The organism is Pseudomonas sp. 18175, assembly GCF_050432925.1.
Classification (GTDB): Bacteria; Pseudomonadota; Gammaproteobacteria; order Pseudomonadales; family Pseudomonadaceae; genus Aquipseudomonas.
On sequence record NZ_JBKFTO010000042.1, the window covers coordinates 13,578 to 31,651 of the forward strand.

General features: G+C 53.5%; 12 protein-coding genes. 5 read left to right on the plus strand and 7 right to left on the minus strand.

All coding sequences use genetic code 11. The features are described 5' to 3' along the window. Nucleotides 1–411 precede the first annotated feature (411 nt). Complete coding sequence (locus ACLD1Y_RS31185; protein ID WP_429481478.1) at nucleotides 412–1,449, plus strand: LacI family DNA-binding transcriptional regulator; 1,038 nt, start codon at nucleotides 412–414, stop codon at nucleotides 1,447–1,449. 24 nt (nucleotides 1,450–1,473) lie between these two features. Here the strand turns inward: ACLD1Y_RS31185 and ACLD1Y_RS31190 are convergent, their stop codons facing one another. The 3 genes from ACLD1Y_RS31190 to ACLD1Y_RS31200 form a co-directional block, all read right to left on the minus strand. Next, entirely contained in the window at nucleotides 1,474–2,673 is a 1,200-nt protein-coding gene (locus ACLD1Y_RS31190; RefSeq protein ID WP_429481479.1) for an MFS transporter, read from the minus strand. Beyond that, on the minus strand, nucleotides 2,670–3,059 hold the full coding sequence (locus ACLD1Y_RS31195) for a GlcG/HbpS family heme-binding protein (RefSeq protein ID WP_429481480.1): 390 nt from the start codon (nucleotides 3,057–3,059) through the stop codon (nucleotides 2,670–2,672). The genes ACLD1Y_RS31190 and ACLD1Y_RS31195 overlap by 4 nt, the downstream gene beginning before the upstream one ends. An 84-nt stretch (nucleotides 3,060–3,143) precedes the next feature. Continuing rightward, nucleotides 3,144–3,869, minus strand: coding sequence for an IclR family transcriptional regulator (locus tag ACLD1Y_RS31200; protein ID WP_429481481.1), 726 nt, complete (start codon nucleotides 3,867–3,869; stop codon nucleotides 3,144–3,146). Nucleotides 3,870–4,025: 156 nt separating this feature from the next. On the opposite strand from ACLD1Y_RS31200, the gene ACLD1Y_RS31205 reads away from it, so the two are divergent. The 3 genes from ACLD1Y_RS31205 to ACLD1Y_RS31215 all read left to right on the plus strand — a co-directional run bounded on the left by ACLD1Y_RS31205 (nucleotide 4,026) and on the right by ACLD1Y_RS31215 (nucleotide 6,156). After that, a complete protein-coding gene (locus ACLD1Y_RS31205) occupies nucleotides 4,026–4,322 on the plus strand; it encodes a putative quinol monooxygenase (RefSeq protein ID WP_429481482.1) in 297 nt (98 codons plus the stop codon). 218 nt (nucleotides 4,323–4,540) lie between these two features. Continuing rightward, nucleotides 4,541–5,536, plus strand: a complete 996-nt coding sequence (locus ACLD1Y_RS31210) for a Gfo/Idh/MocA family protein (protein WP_429481483.1) — start codon at nucleotides 4,541–4,543, stop codon at nucleotides 5,534–5,536. A 50-nt stretch (nucleotides 5,537–5,586) separates the two neighbouring features. After that, nucleotides 5,587–6,156: an HAD family hydrolase gene (locus ACLD1Y_RS31215; protein ID WP_429481489.1), complete on the plus strand. Its 570-nt coding sequence runs from the start codon at nucleotides 5,587–5,589 to the stop codon at nucleotides 6,154–6,156. Nucleotides 6,157–6,426: 270 nt separating this feature from the next. Here ACLD1Y_RS31215 and ACLD1Y_RS31220 read toward each other — a convergent pair whose 3' ends face one another. The 4 genes from ACLD1Y_RS31220 to ACLD1Y_RS31235 form a co-directional block, all read right to left on the minus strand. Beyond that, nucleotides 6,427–13,053, minus strand: coding sequence for a DUF3320 domain-containing protein (locus ACLD1Y_RS31220; protein WP_429481484.1), 6,627 nt, complete (start codon nucleotides 13,051–13,053; stop codon nucleotides 6,427–6,429). Between the two features lie 272 nt (nucleotides 13,054–13,325). Next, entirely contained in the window at nucleotides 13,326–15,032 is a 1,707-nt protein-coding gene (gene dhaL / locus ACLD1Y_RS31225) for a dihydroxyacetone kinase subunit DhaL (protein ID WP_429481485.1), read from the minus strand. An 88-nt stretch (nucleotides 15,033–15,120) separates the two neighbouring features. Then, nucleotides 15,121–16,506, minus strand: a complete 1,386-nt coding sequence (locus ACLD1Y_RS31230) for an FGGY-family carbohydrate kinase (protein ID WP_429481486.1) — start codon at nucleotides 16,504–16,506, stop codon at nucleotides 15,121–15,123. Nucleotides 16,507–16,551: 45 nt separating this feature from the next. After that, nucleotides 16,552–17,334, minus strand: coding sequence for a class I fructose-bisphosphate aldolase (locus ACLD1Y_RS31235; protein ID WP_429481487.1), 783 nt, complete (start codon nucleotides 17,332–17,334; stop codon nucleotides 16,552–16,554). 250 nt (nucleotides 17,335–17,584) lie between these two features. Here ACLD1Y_RS31235 and ACLD1Y_RS31240 point away from each other — a divergent pair, with 250 nt between their 5' ends. After that, nucleotides 17,585–17,974, plus strand: coding sequence for an alcohol dehydrogenase catalytic domain-containing protein (locus ACLD1Y_RS31240; RefSeq protein ID WP_429481488.1), 390 nt, complete (start codon nucleotides 17,585–17,587; stop codon nucleotides 17,972–17,974). Nucleotides 17,975–18,074: the final 100 nt, after the last annotated feature.

Here is an 18,074-nt window from a genome sequence, read left to right on the forward strand (position 1 = left end):
CAAGGCACCGGCGAACGGATCGATACCAAGATTAGGGGTATCGATCACATCCGAATGGATGGACTGAGCGCTTTGGGATTGGAGTGAGGGCGATACAAGTGCGCAAAGACGCAAGCGAAGTGCTGATAGCAGTGAGGAAACAACGTTCATGACGGTCACCAATTTTTGTTATTAAATCGTTCCATATTGTTTTTGGAACGTTCCAAAAATGTAAATTGGTGAAATTATCTTGTCAACACACTTCGTCGGACAATGCGTGGCCGCCGGCTTTGCCAGAATCGAAATTCAGGGGGTTTTTGCAGGAAAATTCGGTGACCATCGGCGAGATCGCAGATAACTTGCTAGCCGTGGGAGGTATAAAATTGATACTTTTGGAACGTTCCGAGCCCCGTCCATCAGAGACTTTTTACGTTGAGCAATCACCCGAGCGAAGAAAAGGCCACCATTACCGACATTGCCAGAGCCAGTGGTGTTTCAAAATCCACCGTTTCACTGGTACTGAACAACAGTCCATTGGTACGGCCTTCGACTGCAGAAAAGGTTCGAGCTGCCGCAGAGGAGCTCGGCTACGTTTACAACCGTAGCGCGGCCAATCTTCGTCAAGGCGTCAGTAACGTCATAGGCATGGTGGTAAACGATTTAAGCAACTCCTTCTTCGTGGAGCTACTGATTGGCGCCGAACGAAAAATGCTGGAGTCCAGCTACATCACTCTCCTCGCCCATACAGCTGAGGATCAGAACGTACAACGACAGGTACTGTCGTCAATGCGGGAGCACAAGGCTGCAGGAATCATCATCTGCCCAACGTTTGAGACTCCCGTCGAACTGGTGGCATCACTCAGACAATGGGGCCTGCCTTTCGTAACCGTCATGCGCGCTTTCAGTGGAGAAGACACAGATTTCGTGGGTGCTGATAACTACTTGGGTATTCAAATGGCTACTCAGCACTTGATTGACCTTGGTCACAGAGAGATAGCATTCATCGGTCGCAACAGCACCTACGCCGTCAGCTTGGAACGACTTCGCGGCTACAGTGACTGCCTTGAGAAAAATGGCATCACACCTAACTCTGAATGGATGGTCGAAACCGCTATCAGTCTTGCGGGCGGCAAGGATGGCATGAGTCGCTTGTTGGATCAGCCGCACCGCCCTACCGGCGTAGTTTGCTACAACGACTTGATCGCCACAGGCGCCTTAAGTGAATTGGGTAATCGCGGCTTGAAAGCAGGTGAGGACATCGCAATCATCGGTAGCGACGGAGTAGCCGCATCAGCCTATTGCAGTCCTCCCCTAACCACGTTGGCGCTGGAACCCGAACGTCTTGGCGAAGTGGCAAGCGAAATGCTGCTAGCCAGGCTGAAAGACCCCAAAGCGCCTCCGATGAAATATCTGCTGAAACCCACGCTGATCGTGCGCGACTCATGCGGTGCAAAACGTGTGAAACACTAATTAGCGAGCACCACTAAATAAATTTCAGCTCATCACGGCTTGCGAGGCAGCCTCACGCTCCCGCCTTACTAGCCACGCTAAAGGAATTTGAGCTGCGATAGCAGCCAATACCCCGGCCCATGGGGTCAAGGCCATGTGCCCGTGAGCTACCAAAGCACTACCGATTACCTCTCCCAATGAAATCCCCAGGTTGAATGCCGAGATGTTCAATGCTGAGGCAAAGTCTACGGCCTTGGGTGTAAACCTCTGCGCGGTAGCAAGCATCCCTCCCTGGACGGCAGGAGAAATTCCAAACGCCAATCCCCCCCACAGGAACAGAGTAAAAATCACGGGCAATCGATAGGGAAGAATCAAGGCGATCACAGCCAAAACCACCGCCAGGGAAATCAGTAGCCAGCGCAAAGCAACTTGCCATCCCACAAAAGACGCGAGACGCCCTCCCAGTAGATTTCCAAGGAGTGTTGCTGCGCCAAATACTACAAGCAGGATACTCGCGGTACGACCTGAAAAACCGGTAATGTCGGTCAGGATCGGGGTGATAAAGGTAAACGCAGCGAACGATGCGCCAAACCCTAGTACCGTTACGGCCATCATCGTGAGGATGGCAGGATTGATCGCGGCAGATAACTGCACGGAAGCCTTCACCGGCTCCGAAGCCTTAACATCCGGCAACCAAAACAGCGTTGCGAGAAAGCCTAAAGCGGCCAATGCCACAACAGCGAAAAAAGGCAATCTCCATCCGAATCCGTTACCCAGAAAACTACCAAGCGGAACACCAATCACCATAGCCAGAGTCAAGCCCGCAAACATGGCTGCTATCGCATTGCTTTCTTGCCCTTTCGGCGCGAGCCTTGAAGCGACCGTCGCCCCTATGGCAAAAAAACTTCCATGCGCAACGGCTGTAATCACTCGGCCTATCAACAAGGAGTAATAGTCGACTGACAGTGCCGACAGTAAATTCCCGGCAAGAAAGACGGCAATTAATCCCAGCAAAACAGGCTTGCGCGGGAGTCTTGCCAAAGCCAAAACCAGGAGGGGTGTGCCGATGGCCAAAGCGAAGGCATATAGTCCGACCAAGCTTCCTGCACGAGCTAATGGCACCGATAGCTCTTGGGAGATGGAGGGTAGAACGCCGACAACAATGAACTCAGCGACACCAATAGCAAAAGCTGTCACCGCCAGCGCCCAAACGCTTGGATGGAGCCGTTGCTGGACTTTACTCATGGTCGTGCGGCGCCTACCGCAATAATTTGATCCGCCTCGACGGTTGCACCTGAGATGCCTACTGCACCGATGACCTTGCCCTGGGCGTCCTGCAGGACAACCCCTCCGCCAAAGCTGATCAAACCGCCATTGGTAGCCTCCAGGGAATAAATCGCGCCGCCTGGTCTCGCACCCTCACCAATCACCGCACTGTCTGTTCGAAACAATGCGGCGGTACGAGCTTTCTTGATAGCAATATCAATGGCACCGGGAATTGCATCGTCCATCCGCAGAAAACCAGCCTGCAGACCAGAGGCATCGACGACACTGATGCACACTGAAAAACCGTGCTCTTGAGCCAGACCTTTAGCGCGACCAATCACGTCTTCTACGACTTTTTCCAACATAGCGAGCTCCAAATTTCCAAAGATTCGAAGCTCGGATGATCACGCTAGGTAACAACGAAAAAAAGAGTCTTGGAGCGCCAAGAGCTAAAGTTTGACCATGCCGTACATCTCACGCATCACCCTACCTGCTATGGCGGCCAACCTGTCTTGAGGCAACCGCTCTACGGGCCCAGCGACTGCAAGTGAAGCGACCAGCCTGCCCTGCTTGCGCAGTGGCAACGCTAAGCAGTTGAGGCCCTCCTCCGCTTGCTCCAAATCCAGTGCATATCCTTTTTCAGCGATACTTTTCAGTTCTTGCTCCAGGGCAGAGTCGAGCAACCCGGCCTTGCGCAAGCTACGTGAAAGGTCGCCATCAAGCGCGAGGAACACTTTGCCGATCGCTGAAGTAGTAAGCGCTTCCCGTCGCCCACGTTGTGAACTACTGGTGAGACTGCTTTCTCGCAAGATGACGTCGATGTAAAGGTAATGGCGAGTACCACAAGGAGCAGCGAGGTAGCAGCTCTCACCCGTCATATCAGCAAGGGCTTCGAGTGCCGGGCCGAATGTCTCTTTCAGCATGTCATCCACATCACTGAATGGCTGAGCAATTTCTCGCAGCCTCAAGCCAATCGCATAACGTGACCCGCGTCGAGAAATGTAGCCCAAGGCACAGAGCGTGTTCAGCAAGCCATGCAGTGTGCTTTTGTGCAGCCCCAATGCACTCACTAGATCGACTAGGCGCAACTCACCACCCGCACTGGCGATTACTTCCAGAACAGCCATCGCCCGCTCTACGGACTGAATCCCCTTACTTTCGTTGACCGTTGCCATAGCCGTCAGCTTCCGCCAGCCCCAAAAACTCCAAATGCTCTCCTCTCATGTTCGGTATTGTCAAACCTTCCATGAAAAACATAGCGACAACTACTGCAGTCAGCTCATATCTGAAAGACTAAAAAATCATTCCCCCTGCGTACGTAGAGAACGATTTTGACTAAACACATCGATCTAATTGTCACGCTACAAGCGCATGACGGCAGCGAGCAAGCGCTCAAGGAAGTTTTAGACGACCTTCAGAAAGACAGCTTGAGTGAAGATGGATGCCTACACTACCGAATCGCTCAGACCGTGCCCCCTTCAAATGTGATGCTCTTACAGGAACGCTGGGCTAGCACTGAAGCACATAAGTACCACGAGAGCACACCGCACTTTATCAGCGGCGTCGAACGGATAAGCCCTTTATGCCTGACGGTAGAGATCCAGCAAGTGAACTGGGCGGATGGTTGAGCCGTCCACTTTCGAAGCCTGAAGGCGCCCAGGCGCTTTATCCTTTGCGGCTGGAGGCCTAGACACGCAACGTGCTCATTCTAGCCGCTCACGAAGCTAGCCCCAATAGTATCGAAACACGCCGAAGGCGAACCTGCACAAGCTCCATCAGCTCCTGCAACATGAGAAAAGGCTGCGTTCATACGCACTAATCATTCAAGTATAAAAGGTACTAATTCATGAAGTGGGGACTTATTGGGGCAAGCACAATCGCGAAAGAGTGGATGATTGACGCGATTCGAAGCATCGGAGACGAAGTCTCTGCCGTGGTCAGCGCAAGTGAATCTCGCGCGGAAGACTTTGCAAAACATAATGACATTAAAAAATTCGGAACTAGCGTAGAAGAATTACTGCTTGATCCAGAAATTCAAGCCGTATATATATCTACTCAAAATCACCTGCACAAAGAACAATCGCTTAAAGCAATTAGAGCAGGCAAGCACGTACTCTGCGAAAAACCCTTGGCCTTGAACGTTGCCGATGCTGCTGGGATGGTATCGGCAGCCGAAAAAGCGGGCGTCGTCTTCGCGACCAACCATCACCTTCGGAATGCCGAAAGCCACAAGGCCCTGCGTCGAGCAGTACAGGGCGGAGTTATTGGCAAACCGGTAGCCGCCCGTGTATTCCATGCTGTATCCCTCCCACCACACCTCCAAGGATGGCGCGTTGCCGATTCGGAAAACGGTGGCGGAGTTATCCTGGACATCACCGTCCACGACACGGATACCCTGCGATTTATCCTGAATGACGACCCTGTTGAAGTGACGGCATTCACCCAAGTAGGCGAACTCAGCGTGAATGGTGTTGCGGATTCTGTGATGGGGGTGATCCGATTCAAGTCGGGTTTATTGGCGCAATTCCACGACTCCTTCACCGCCAAGTATTCTGAAACTGGTATCGAGATAATTGGCACTGAGGGAACGCTGGTCGCCCGCAACGTGATGACGCAGCAACCAAAGGGTGAAGTCGTTCTGATCAACAGTGAAGGCTCCCGCAAGCTGATCCTAGAGCACGTCAATCTTTATGAAACTGGCGTCCGTGATTTCAGTGAGGCTGTTGCTGGACGCTCGCAACCAGCGGCATCTGGGCTTGATGGCCTTTGGTCACTGGCAACAGGCATTGCGGTTGTCGAAGCGGCCAGAACCTGCAAGGCTACGCCGGTGGTCATCAGGTAAAAATGGTTGAGGCTTAGAAGGGTAAATACGTCATGACACCTCTAGAGGAAATGCTGCCTCGCGCTAAAGGCCTAATCTTCGATTGTGACGGAACACTCGTGGACAGCTCCTCCGCATACTCGGACGCCTGGAGAGCTGGCTTCAGGCTTTCAGGGGTGGAGATGGACGCCCCATGGTATGCAGCGCGTAACGGGCTCTCCGAGCATGTGCTAATGGATCACTTTGAGCGCGAGTACGGTGTCGTACTTCGGCGTGATGATGTGGTAACCACCATGAGGCGTCACTACCTCCATCATCTTGGAGATCACCTTCGAGAGGTGGCTGCAGTGACGATGATTGCACGAAGGTTTTCAGGAAACCTTCCCATGGCAGTCGCCTCAGGCGGATCGAAGCAGATTGTTGAGGCCTCACTTCAGGCGCTCGGCCTCACCGACCTCTTCGACACCATTGTCACATTCGACGATGTAGGAATAGCCAAGCCAAACCCGGGTCTGTTTCTCGAGGCCGCAAAGCGACTCAATGTTCCCAACGAGTTGTGCCTTGTATTCGAGGACAGTGTGCAAGGCATAGAAGCAGCTCAACGTGCAAACATGCCCTGTTGCGATATCAGGCAGCTATGAAGGCCAACTCCGCAGCTCTTCGCTAAAGCACCCGCGATTCGCCAGTACGGCTCTCATTGTCTAATCGTCTATTCAGCATCACTCAGAGTCTAAGCCGAGGTAGGCCCGAGGATCACCAGCCCTACAAGGCCACTCGCTGACCTGACTGGTACTGTTTTTAAGGCGCTCAGTGCCATGCGGCCATCACCTCCACGGAGGTGGTGGCCACTTTTTTGGCTAAATTTTGACGAATTTCACTCTCTCGATACTAGCCGCACCTCACCGCCACACCTAGGATGAAACGTCTCTTCGATAATGTATGGCCTTCTCGATACGCAAGCGACCAGCGTGAGCAAGCTTAGTGACGCCCGCCTCCTTAGCGACTGCGTAGATCAAAGCCTCGGCCTCATGCCCTTTGTCCTCCATCTCACCTACAAGTGCAGATAGCTCCTGAAGGCAAATTTCGGCCAGACTTCGCATTGAATCATCGTCGCCAGGTCGACGAAATGAAGTTGACTCTGACTGCTGATGGATCGGCCAAAAGAATGTGCCAAGTTCCTCCTCGTGGGATCTGAAATGCGTGAGTGCTACCTGATCCACGCGATCTCGTATACGTGCCCCTGTACGCACCCAACCGTGCGCCCGGGCAATACGTCTTGCCAGCACAGTATTTAAGATTGGGCCCTCTTCGTTCACAACATGCGAGATCATTTTCTGCAGAAGCGGCGTATAGGCTGACTCGAAGAAAAGATCTGGATTTACATTTTCAACTGCTTGCGCAGGATCGGTTTCTCGATAAACCGGAACATTTACGGACTCGTAAGCTACATGCTGAGTCTGCGCCTCAACGGTAGACACTTTCGCGTACTGCAGCTCTTGAAAGCCTCCTGCGTGATCACTAGCGACGGGAGCACCTTCCCATACTACCTGGCTTACCTGTTCGACTATTTCGATCACCTCGGCAACTGCTGCGTCAGCTTTGAGTCGTTCAGCTTCTTCAATGGCATCAATCTCTGCCTGCTTCGCACGCGAAGCCTCCAACAACGAGGTGAGCCTCTGATGCACCTTCTCTGCCGTTCCTACAGCATCGATCCACCAGTCAGTTGACCATATTCTGACGATTTCCCAACCCAACCCACGCAGTACAAACTCACGCAGCTTGTCCCTATCTCTGGCTGTAGCGCTGCGGTGGTAAGTAGCACCATCGCATTCAACGCCGGCGAGGAATCGACCAGGTGTGTCAGGGTGGACTATGCCCAGGTCAATACGGAACGACGATACGCCAATCTGTGTATGGACTTGCCACCCCTTCTTGGACAACGAGGCAGCGACTGCCTTCTCGAATGGGCTATCGAAGCCTCCAACGCTACCAAAGTCAGCTTCCACCAGAGCACGTGGGCCACGCTCAGCGAACTCAAGGAAATGCTTCAGGTCACGTACACCCTGGTTCTTGGTTCGAGAGAGATCCATATTTTCGGGCCGCGTAGTAGAGAACACTACAAGCTCCTGACGCGCTCGCGTGATCGCGACGTTTAAACGACGCTCCCCGCCTTGCTCGTTCATTGGGCCAAAGCTCATAGAGTTATGGCCAGCCGCGTCCTTACCGAAGGTTATGGAGAAATAGATGATGTCTCGTTCATCACCCTGCACGCTCTCAAGGTTTTTGACAAAAACGGGCTCAAGTAATGACTCGGAGAAATAGCTATCCAGTGACGGATCCTTCCTGCACGCCTCATCGAGTAAATCTTCAATCAGCTTTTGCTGTTCACTGTTGAAAGTAACTACGCCTACGGTATGCCCCGACTGTCTGAACGCCGGCGACCTAAGACGAGCAACCAAGTGCGCGACAAGAGCCTGCGCTTCAATACGGTTTGTTCTCGACCCACCCCTGTCATATACACCGGCGACAGGATGAAGCGTGACCGCTTTGTCAGCAGTAAATGGCGACGGAAAGGTGACCAACTCAGACTGGTAATAACGTTGGTTTGAAAATGCGATGAGACTTTCATGACGGCTGCGATAGTGCCAATTGAGCTTTCTCGTTGGGAGATTTGCGCTGATGCACTCATCCAGAATGCTTTCCAAGTCAGCTTCGGTATCTTCGTCGTCAGATCCAGACTCTGCACGCCCAAAGAAGGATGTTGGCGGCAGCTGTTTTGGGTCACCAACCATGACAACCTGACGACCACGAGCCATAGCGCCAATCGCATCCCAAACAGGAATTTGAGAGGCTTCGTCGAAAATAACCAAATCGAACGGAGCAGTACCTGATGGCAAATACTGGGCAATCGATAGCGGACTCATCAACAGGCAAGGAGTCAATTTTGTCAGCGCCCCCGGCGCCTGGCTCATCAATTCTCTTAGCGGCATATGCCTGGTTTTTTTGCTCATTTCGTGACGCAGCAGCCCCCACTCAGAAGAACGACTTACGCTCTCCTGGTTAGGAAGCTCTGAGCACAAGCGCGCCCGTAACCAGTCACGAGTCAAAGCAGTAAACTTATCATCCAGTGCACGGAAATCACGGATGCGCTGCTCGTGCTCCGCACTGACGAATGTGCGAATTACCGCCTCGTTATCGACGGTCGCATTCAACCACCACCGTGCGTAGTTCACCTCAAGCACTCGACGTACCTTACCGAGGGTAATCGCACCGCTCTCCATCGCTTCCACAATCGGAGCTAGACCTGCTGCAAACGCCTCATCGCGGACTTTACGCCACGCGCACCAAGCTCGCAGACGAGGTTCAGACAAAACCATCAACTCACAGTTGCCCCTTAAATCATCAAGGCAGAGCTGTGAGTTCGCGACTACTGTTTGCTCTGTGAACTGGCCGACAGCAGTCAAATGCGCTGACCGCGCTTCTAACTGCTTTAGCTTTTCACGAAGAGCGAGCCCTGACTGAGGAATGGCCCCCTCAGGCTCCAGCAGAGCGTTACCCTCACCAAGCAGCGCATTCAATGGCCCCTTAAATCCTGCAATTTGCTCGGGGTTTTGGGCAAGCTTGGCCAAGGCGACTGCCATTCGCTCTTGGAAAAGCACTGCCTGGCGCGCGTCATCTACCTTTGTCTTCAAATCGTTCCAAAGGGGCACAGTTTCGCGAAGATCAGCAAGGTCAGCCAACTCTCGCTCTAGGAGCCCCCTCTTCTTGAGCAGAACGTGGTCATCCCTCAGGGTCTGACCACACAGGCCCTCCTCTACATGAGGGTGGTCATCTACTAGGCGACCACGCAATTCGATCTCTCGTCGCTCTGCTTGGAACAGCAAAGCCGCCGTAAGTACCTCGGAATCTGTAGCAAGACCTTTCCATATGTCAGCTGTCTGACCAACAAGCTCATCAAATTCAGCCAACTGACGGTCGATACGAACAATGCCGCGCATTCGCGCAAGCTGAGCCTTCAAAGCCTCGCCCAAATACCCCTGTTCTACGATATCAAACCCCTCGTCGTGCCACTCGGAGTTGCTCACTTGACTCACCAAGGCAAGCTGAAGGGCCAGAGCGCTATTCAAGTGGCCTGGATTGGATTTAGATCCACTCCAAATATCGCCACACTGGGCACCAGGCTGGAGCTCGTCAATGAGTTTCCGCTGACCACGAATCTCAATCCAAGTTGAAAGATCCTTAGCAACATCGGCTTCTCCTGCCACTGCTTGAACTGCAGCAAGCGAAGCAGTGACACGACGTTTGCCCAACCAAGATTTAGGCCACATGGCCTCATTAGCCTTTAACCACTCCTGGTGAAGCTGCTCAATATCGAGCGTTTCAATCGTTTCGGTGTAGGTGACCGAAAGTTGATCTGTCAGCTCGTTTAGCTTTGCGAATTTGGTGAGGCCATCTTGGAGCGTGTCGATAACAGCAGAAGACCAAACAGGACTCAAGGAGTCAAAAGTAGACCGGCGCTCCTGTAGTAGTTCCATTGCACGTTTAGCCTCTGCCACCACCCGAGTCGGCCAGATCGGCGACATGCTGGAAGTCAGAACCCGGTGCTCCTCAATCCAATTGCACCCATCCGTCAGGCGCTGTGCGATAGATCGAGCATTTGGCAATAAGGCGAATCGCCAATCATGACCTGCTGCGCTTGGAAGTGCCGATGAAAGATTCGATAGTCCCTCAAGTTGCAAAGGTGTGTGGGCAACAGTCGGCAGTCCAGCAAACTCAATAAACCGATCGATCGCTTTCTGGGCATCAAGAACTGAAGGCAAAACATCACGAGCAGCCTGTACAAACTGTTGCGTCCAGTGTGGCGACCACTCTGACTGCCCGATTCCGGAAAGAGAATGCGTGCCCAGGTGCTCGTACCCGACCTCTTGAGCGTTAACCTCAAGGCGGTCACCAATTTCGCGAATTTCCAGTATCGCCTTCTGGTCATGTATTTCAGGTGAAACCCAACTCAAAGGAGCTACCGGCTCATCAGTACCGGAAGTGACCGTACCGATCGCATCAAACACCGTATACCCATTGCGATATCGGTTATGCAGTCGCTCAACATAGATATTCAGGCTATCTCTGATATTCGCGAGTCTCTGCGCCTCAACCTCCCAAGCTTGCATGTCGACCTCACCCTTGGCCTCCCAAGCTGACTGCAGTTGGGCAAGGACGTCCGCTTTGCGCGCTTTGCTGGAATGAATTTCCAGGCAGAACTCTCCGAGGCCAATCTCACGGAGCCGCCTGTAAACAACGTCCAGGGCAGCGATCTTTTCGGAGACAAACAATACGCGTCGCCCCTGAGCGATTGACTGGGCGATCATGTTTGAAATGGTCTGGCTTTTACCGGTACCTGGTGGGCCGATAAGCACGAAATCTTTTCCCTTGGATGCCGCCATAACGGCGGCGAGCTGAGAAGAGTCTGACGGCAGTGGGCAGAACACATCCGATGGGCCGTAGTCTCGATCGAGGTACCTGGCATCCGGAAAAGGCGTATCAGATGCAAATGCATCCCTTGGAGTGTCAAGAAGATGCTGAACCACAGGGCTCTGCCTCAAGTGGCTGGCGTTTTCTGACAGATCCTTCCACATTAGGTACTTGGCAAACGAGAACATGGCCAAGGTTATTTCTTCCGATAACTCCCAGCCCGGAATGTCCTTGATAGCGTGACCTACGCGCCGCCATATCCCGACAATGTCCAACCCCGACTCATCTCGAGGAAGTTCATTTTCGAGTGTCCCTAAGCCTAACTGGAAGTCCTGTCGAAGCATCTCGATCAGTGTAGGATTGAAGCAAGGCTCCTCGTCATGCAGCACAATCGAAAAACCTGAACGTGCACTCTTACGCTCAAGGCTGACAGGAATGAGTACCAGAGGTGCGCTGTATTTTTGCCCCCCTTTGTCGTCGCGTGTCCACCTCAAAAAGCCGACAGCAAGAAACAAGGTGTTAGCACCACCCTCTTGCAAAGCGGTACGAGCGCCGCGATAGAGCTCGGTCAACCGCGCATCCATTTCGCGAGCATTGAGCGCTACAAAAACCTCTCGGCGCCTGAGGGCATCTTCAGCATGACGTCGACGAACATCCTCACGCTCGCGCTGTTCGTAAATCTCCTTCTCACGCGGATCTGCTCCATCCATGAGATCTGGGCGAGTCAAAAGTTTTAGCGACTGCCCACTGGCAAGAATGTCTTCAAGTGCCCCTGGATCTGGAGCCTCAAGCTTGAGAGCTTTCTTACCATGCTTGAAATTGAGCAGGTTGTTGCGCAGCGAGAGGTCTAGTAGCTTGCGCTGCCACCGCTCCAACCTATCTTTTGGGTTGAGCTTGGCGATGTCTTCGATTTCGATATTCACCATTTGGTCAGGAATATCGTCACCATCCTCGATCAAAAGCAAAGGTGCTTCGCTCGAGTCGTTTGTTACTACCCGCGCGATCTGAGCCTCGGAGCTAGCCAACGGTTTGATACGCTGAAGGCGAGCACGTCGAACATCGAGTAGCATCTCGAACTCGGCCTCAGCATCCTCGTCGACTTGCTTGGCTCCACGTTCGACTGCGTATCCGAATGATGGGATTGAGGGGTGAGTAAGCAAGGTAGTTTCAAACAGCGCTAACTCTTTTAGCTTCACCCGTTTACGTAGTGTTGTGACATCGTCGATGAGAGTCGTAGTGAACTCTTCAGACGTTAGCCAAACCCCTGCAAAAGCATGGCCTCGCGTGAAGACGATGACAGGATTGAGGCCGATCTGTTCCAGCGCTGCGCACAGGAATAAGGTCAAATCCATACAGGTTGCGAGGCCGGAATCCGCAATCTGACTCGGGCTTCGCACTTTCTGACCAAACTGCTCAAAACTGGCAGGTGGTAACGAGTAGTCCAGCTTCATCCGCGCAACAGCGCCCCAAGCAGCAGAAGCAAGCTGCCAGGCTCGCTTAGGGCCGCCGCTGTACCCATCCAATGCCGGCGGCTTCTCGCTTAAACGAAGCAACTCAGCAGCTTGCTTGAGCAAGCGTTCCACCGCTGGGTCATTGGGCTGGACGAAGGCAGCGGTCATTTCCGGAATATGCCGTAAGCCACCCCACTGGTTCCGAGGTAGTAACTCAACCACCTGCTCCAACCGCGCAATAACTTTTCGCCCGCCGTCAGCTTCCTTGCAATCAGCCTCCAAGACAAAGCTGAACGTGGACATTTCAGCTTCAGTCAGCCTGCTGAGCAATGGCCCATCCAAGACAAGATCGAGGCCAGGAATAGCTCGAAAAGACTCGGCTGCGATTTCCTCGATACGCCAGCTTTTCGGCTTCAATACTTCAGGCGAAGAAGTCAGAGTCAACGTAGCATTGAGATAGCGTTCTCCGGTTTCATTAGCGAGACGCAATTCATGGATCACAGGTATTGCGTTCTGAAAGTCTGCCAGGTTGAGCTTTGACACAAGCGTGGCGAGGATCTTGAGCTCTTTCAGCTTCGGCTCTTCCGGTAAGGTGACATGCTGAACGAGCTCGTCCATGCGCAAACTTCCTTGTTTCGTTGCCCAGGGGGTGCAGGCGAATGCCAGATCATGGGAGCCCCGGTTGAGCTAGTGGCTCGATGATAGCGCGTCTTGTGAATCACGTAATGGGCCTTTGGTCAGCCTTGGCTTGCTGCACGCTCACCACAACCCAACTATCCATCGAAAACCACGTTCAAGTGTACGGGGCAGGCGAACACGCCCACCGAACCCCAGCATTAAGGTCGATTGTGTCCGCGTAATTTGAAGTGCTACCGAAGTCTTAGGTCAGCTCACAGGCGTTTCATGGTATCCGCGATCGCTTTCATCCAGACGGTAACGGCATAAGCACCAGGGTCTAGATGGCCCAACGCGCGCTGACCGATGTAAGACGATCGCCCCTTCATAGGCAACATGGAGCGGGTATGTTCCGATCCGATTTCTGCGGCTTCTGCGACACCAGCAGCAACCGCCGCCGGGGCACCATTGGCAGTTGCTAAGAATTCGGCAGCCGGGATGAGCGCATCCAACATAGTGCGATCACCCGCCGAGGCGCCACCCAGCGCCTTCATGCCATCACACCCCGCTTGGAGTGCCGCAGCCCATCCAGAAATCGAGGAAACATCTTCACGACCAGCCAAAGCTGTGCCGGCCCGCAAGACAAACATGGCATATAGCGGCCCAGATGTTCCCCCCAGAACACGGCGCAGGATCGCTGAAATCTCCTGGAGTGCAACCGCCGGCTTCTCCAGCGTCAGGAGATCGAGTGAGTCGTCGATCGCGCGAGCACCACGAGCAAGGCTGATCCCAATATCGCCATCACCTACAACGGAATCGAGCTCAGTAAGGAGCTGCTCACGCTGCTGCAAAGACTGAGTAACAGCTTTGATCACCTCTTTGAAATTATGGGTGCAGCGAGCTGACCAGGTTGCTCCCAAGACAGTCTGTGCCTGCTCTGCGCTAGCACCAACTACCCTCGCAACCTCTAGAGCAGGCGTGGTCATTCCTTTCCATGCTGAAGCATCAGCTTGGCTGGTCAGCCGCGCGAGAATGCCATCGTCAACGCGCAGAAGCGTTAATGAAACACCAGCCATTTCTAGAGCGGTCAGAAAGGTGCCGACCATGGCTTTTTCGACCTTCAAACCGTGGGTAGTGCACTCGATCAAAGCCTGACGTGCTGCGATATCCAACTCCTGAGCGGAGGAGCCCCCCAGATTGTTCACCATCAGCGCAACCCGATCGCCCACTTGCAGTTGACCCTGCTCAACAATTCGGGAAACAAGCGAACGAATCATTACTTCTGCGGAGTCGATCTTACTGCGACGAACACCGCTTTCTCCATGGATGCCTAGGCCGAACTCCACCTGATCGTCCTCAAGGGCGAAGCCAGGTTTGCCAGCGGCAGGCACAGTGCATGCGCTAAGTCCCAACCCCATGGTGAATAGGCCTTGAGCTGCTTTCTGAGCCTCGGCCTTAACGCATTCTAGCGAGAGGCCAGCTTGAGCAGCCGCGCCTGCAATTTTGTGTATGAATACCGTGCCGGCGATACCGCGACGCCCCACCCGGCCTTCGCCATCCAGAGCGACATCGTCCCCCACGACAACCATGTCTACCTTAACACCCGACGATCTTGCGATTTCCGCAGCAAGACCAAAGTTGAGTCGGTCGCCGGTATAGCTTTTTACGATGAGCAGAACCCCAGCAGGGCCTGCCACAGTGAGGATTGCATTGAGGATTGCGTCAACACTGGGAGAAGTGAAGACCGGCCCAGCAACTGCTGCAGTTAGCATGCCCAAGCCGACATAGCCACCATGAGCTGGCTCATGGCCCGAACCCCCACCCGAGATGATGCTGACCTTCCCCTGCGTGGTTAGCTCACGAAAGTCTTTGCGGGCAATGATGTCCTCGCCGCTCAGCAACACCAGACGATCATCTGAAAGCACCACGCCTTCAAGCATATCGGATACCACTGCATTCGGATTGTTGATTATTTTTTTCATGGTAATCGTCTCATTCGCCTATACGCCTCGCTCGTCCAGAAACAACTCCGAAAACGTGCATAGCTGGACTGCTTCGCGTGAGTATTGGTTAGCGCACCAGCGCAACTGGGAGTGGGGCAAAAGAAGTTCGGCTAGGTTTCACATCACCGGAGAGTGCGACGCTTGCATCAACGTCGCAGCCAATTGCAGCTGCCGCCAGTAGCGCTGCGCCAACAGCCGTAACCTCTGGCTCAGCGATCACTCGAAGCTCGGCATCGCTCAACGATTGCTTGAGACTGAGCCATCCTGGAGAGCGTGCCCAACCACCTGCACAATAGAACGCCGCATTCGCTGGCATATATTGGGCGACTCGCTTAACAGCATCGTTGCCAGCCCGAGAGAGAGCTCCGGCTACCGCAGATGCTTTGGAAATTGGGCACAAAGGAGAGTCCACACTGAAAGACGGGCTAGATCCGCCTCGCCCACCGACGATGAAACAGTCAGAGTCCAGGAAGTTGTCCGGCTTTAGCTTCCCGGAAATGATCATACGCAGGGCCCGGTTGACCTCGAGATCCTGAGAAGCCCAGTCGACGTTTCGATTGAGCTCCTGAACGGTCAGCAGAGTACGCGCATTGCCGCAAATACCTTGGGCGACGTCCAGATCCTGGTTACCAACGACGAGACTAGATGCTTGTGCAACGACCACCTCGGCTGTACCCATAGAGTCGAGTACTGCGCCCCTATGCATCTGCGTGACGCCCCATCCACCGATCGGGTGATCATGACCCCCAGCGACCACGACGGCTTCTGGTAATACGACCCCAGCTTCAGCAAGGCGCCGAGAACGTAGTTCTCCAATGACATCACCAGTTTTGCGCACGGGGGGAAGGAACGATGCAGAGCCTAGGCATAGGTTCACACGCCCGGTATCCCAAGTACCTGAGTTGACATTCCAAGCGCCCGTTCGAGCTGCCAGCGTGTCACTTATGAAAGGGGTTTCGGCCCAGCGACTGGCCGCAAAGTCCGTCAGCGCAAGCCAAGTTTGCGCCGACTCGGTATTAGGTTGCTCCAATGCCCAAACCCAACCAGCCAAGGCTCGTGAAGGGTCAGTAGCCACGCCCATATCGACGTTAGGAGCAAAATGACGCTCTATTTTTTCAAAAATTGCATTACGCCGTGGGTCAAACCAAGCCAGTGCGGGAACCACCGGCATCAGCTTCGAATCGACCAACACGCCATCCTCACCGATACCTGCGATGGCAATGGCTTGGATACCATAGTGCGCACCGCAGGCTTCGATGACCATATCTTCCAAAGTTTCGAGCAATACCTCAGCTGAAACCGAGAGGTCGGACGTGCCTCGGGGGGTCGGGCGGCTGCAGCGGGAAACCACCCAACCACTCATGTCCACCACCACAACCTTGGAATTAGTGCTTCCAATGTCCACTCCCAACACAGCAGGAGCACGTAGATTCGTTCCGCTCACGTTCGACACTCTTTTTTTATTATTGGAAAGATGTGGCTGAAGCTTTTTCGGTGATCAGTCGTTGAACTTCACCTGACGAGTCAGACTGGCCACTTCGCGTAGAACCTGCTCCCCCTGGCTTCGCTCACGCTGCCAGATGTTACGACCAACGATGACGCCACGAGCACCGGCACGAATTGTTTGAGCGACGGCATCGATGGTTTCAGATGGATCACCAGCCAACGGGCCACCCGCAATTACCAATGGCACCTTAAGCTCTTCAACCAGGCGCTTGGTGCGTTCTTCACCTGGGAACGCGATCTTGATGATGTGAGCACCGAGGTCATAGGCGATACGAGCAACTTTTTCTTCAGCATCGATAACTTCTTCCGTACGCGCCGCGCCGATCAACACGGGCTCGAGCACCAGCGGGATTTCCCACTTTTCGCATTCAGCCACAACCTTACCGACACGCTCGCACATTGCGACCCGTTCAGAGTTCGACATGTTCCAAGGGAAAAGCATCTTAACGGCGTCAACACCCATGCGGACAGCATCTTCGATGGTCGCGATCAGACCGTGAGAACCTTTACCATCCATCTCACGATAGTCGTAATAGGTATCGATGGTTAGCACACGAGTGAGCTGTGGATTTTCAGCAAAGAAACGAGCAGATTGTTTTACCTGTCCTGGCGTCATCATGAAGCCAGTTACATCCTGATTGCCCCAAGCTGCGAAAGGTGCAGATGGAGTTTCGAGGGCAGGGATTCGGTCAAAGATCAGGCCATGATCGACCGGCATAATGATAGCCACACGATTGCTCGGCAAAACGCGGCGCATCCGATATTCCATCGACATCTCAGTGTTTCCTTCTTGTTTTGGATATTAATTGTCGGTCTCTATAACTCGCTTCCGACACCTGTACGGTCTGTACGTACAAAAATAGTAGACTGGGGTTTTTCGATGCGTCAAGAACATTCAGAAAAAATCGTACGCTCTGTACGTACAGACTAGACAGAGTAGAAATGCGGGTATAGCTTGATGCGCAGGCTGACGTTCGTTGACACGAAATGACTAGCTCATACTCAATAAGAATAAGGAGACAAACATGCGCGCTATCGTCCTAGATGGCCGAGGCTCAGTTGAACTGACTGAGTTGCCAGAGCCTGTCGCAGGTACGTTTGACGTAATCATTGCCCCGGAAGCTGTTGGAATTTGCGGCACCGATCTCCACCTCTGCCACGGTGATTATCCGACCGGCAAGTTTCCCGTTGTTCCAGGCCACGAGTTTGCTGGCACCGTCATCTCTGTAGGTTCAGGCGTATCTCGATTCAAGATCGGCGATCGCGTGTGCGTCGACCCGAACGTCGCCTGCGGCAATTGTGAGCAGTGCCGACTTGGCGCCGTAAATCTCTGTCACCACCTCGTTCCGATCGGAGTGACATCAAGCGGGGCATGTGCAGAACTTGTGAGCGTCCCAGAGAAGGTGGTTTACTGAACTGGTCCAGTAATTTCGGACCTTCTTTTCGGTTCTCACGCTGCTAGCTTTTCCGCCGCTATCGGTGAGTGATAACCGTTGTAGCTGTGACGCCTTACGC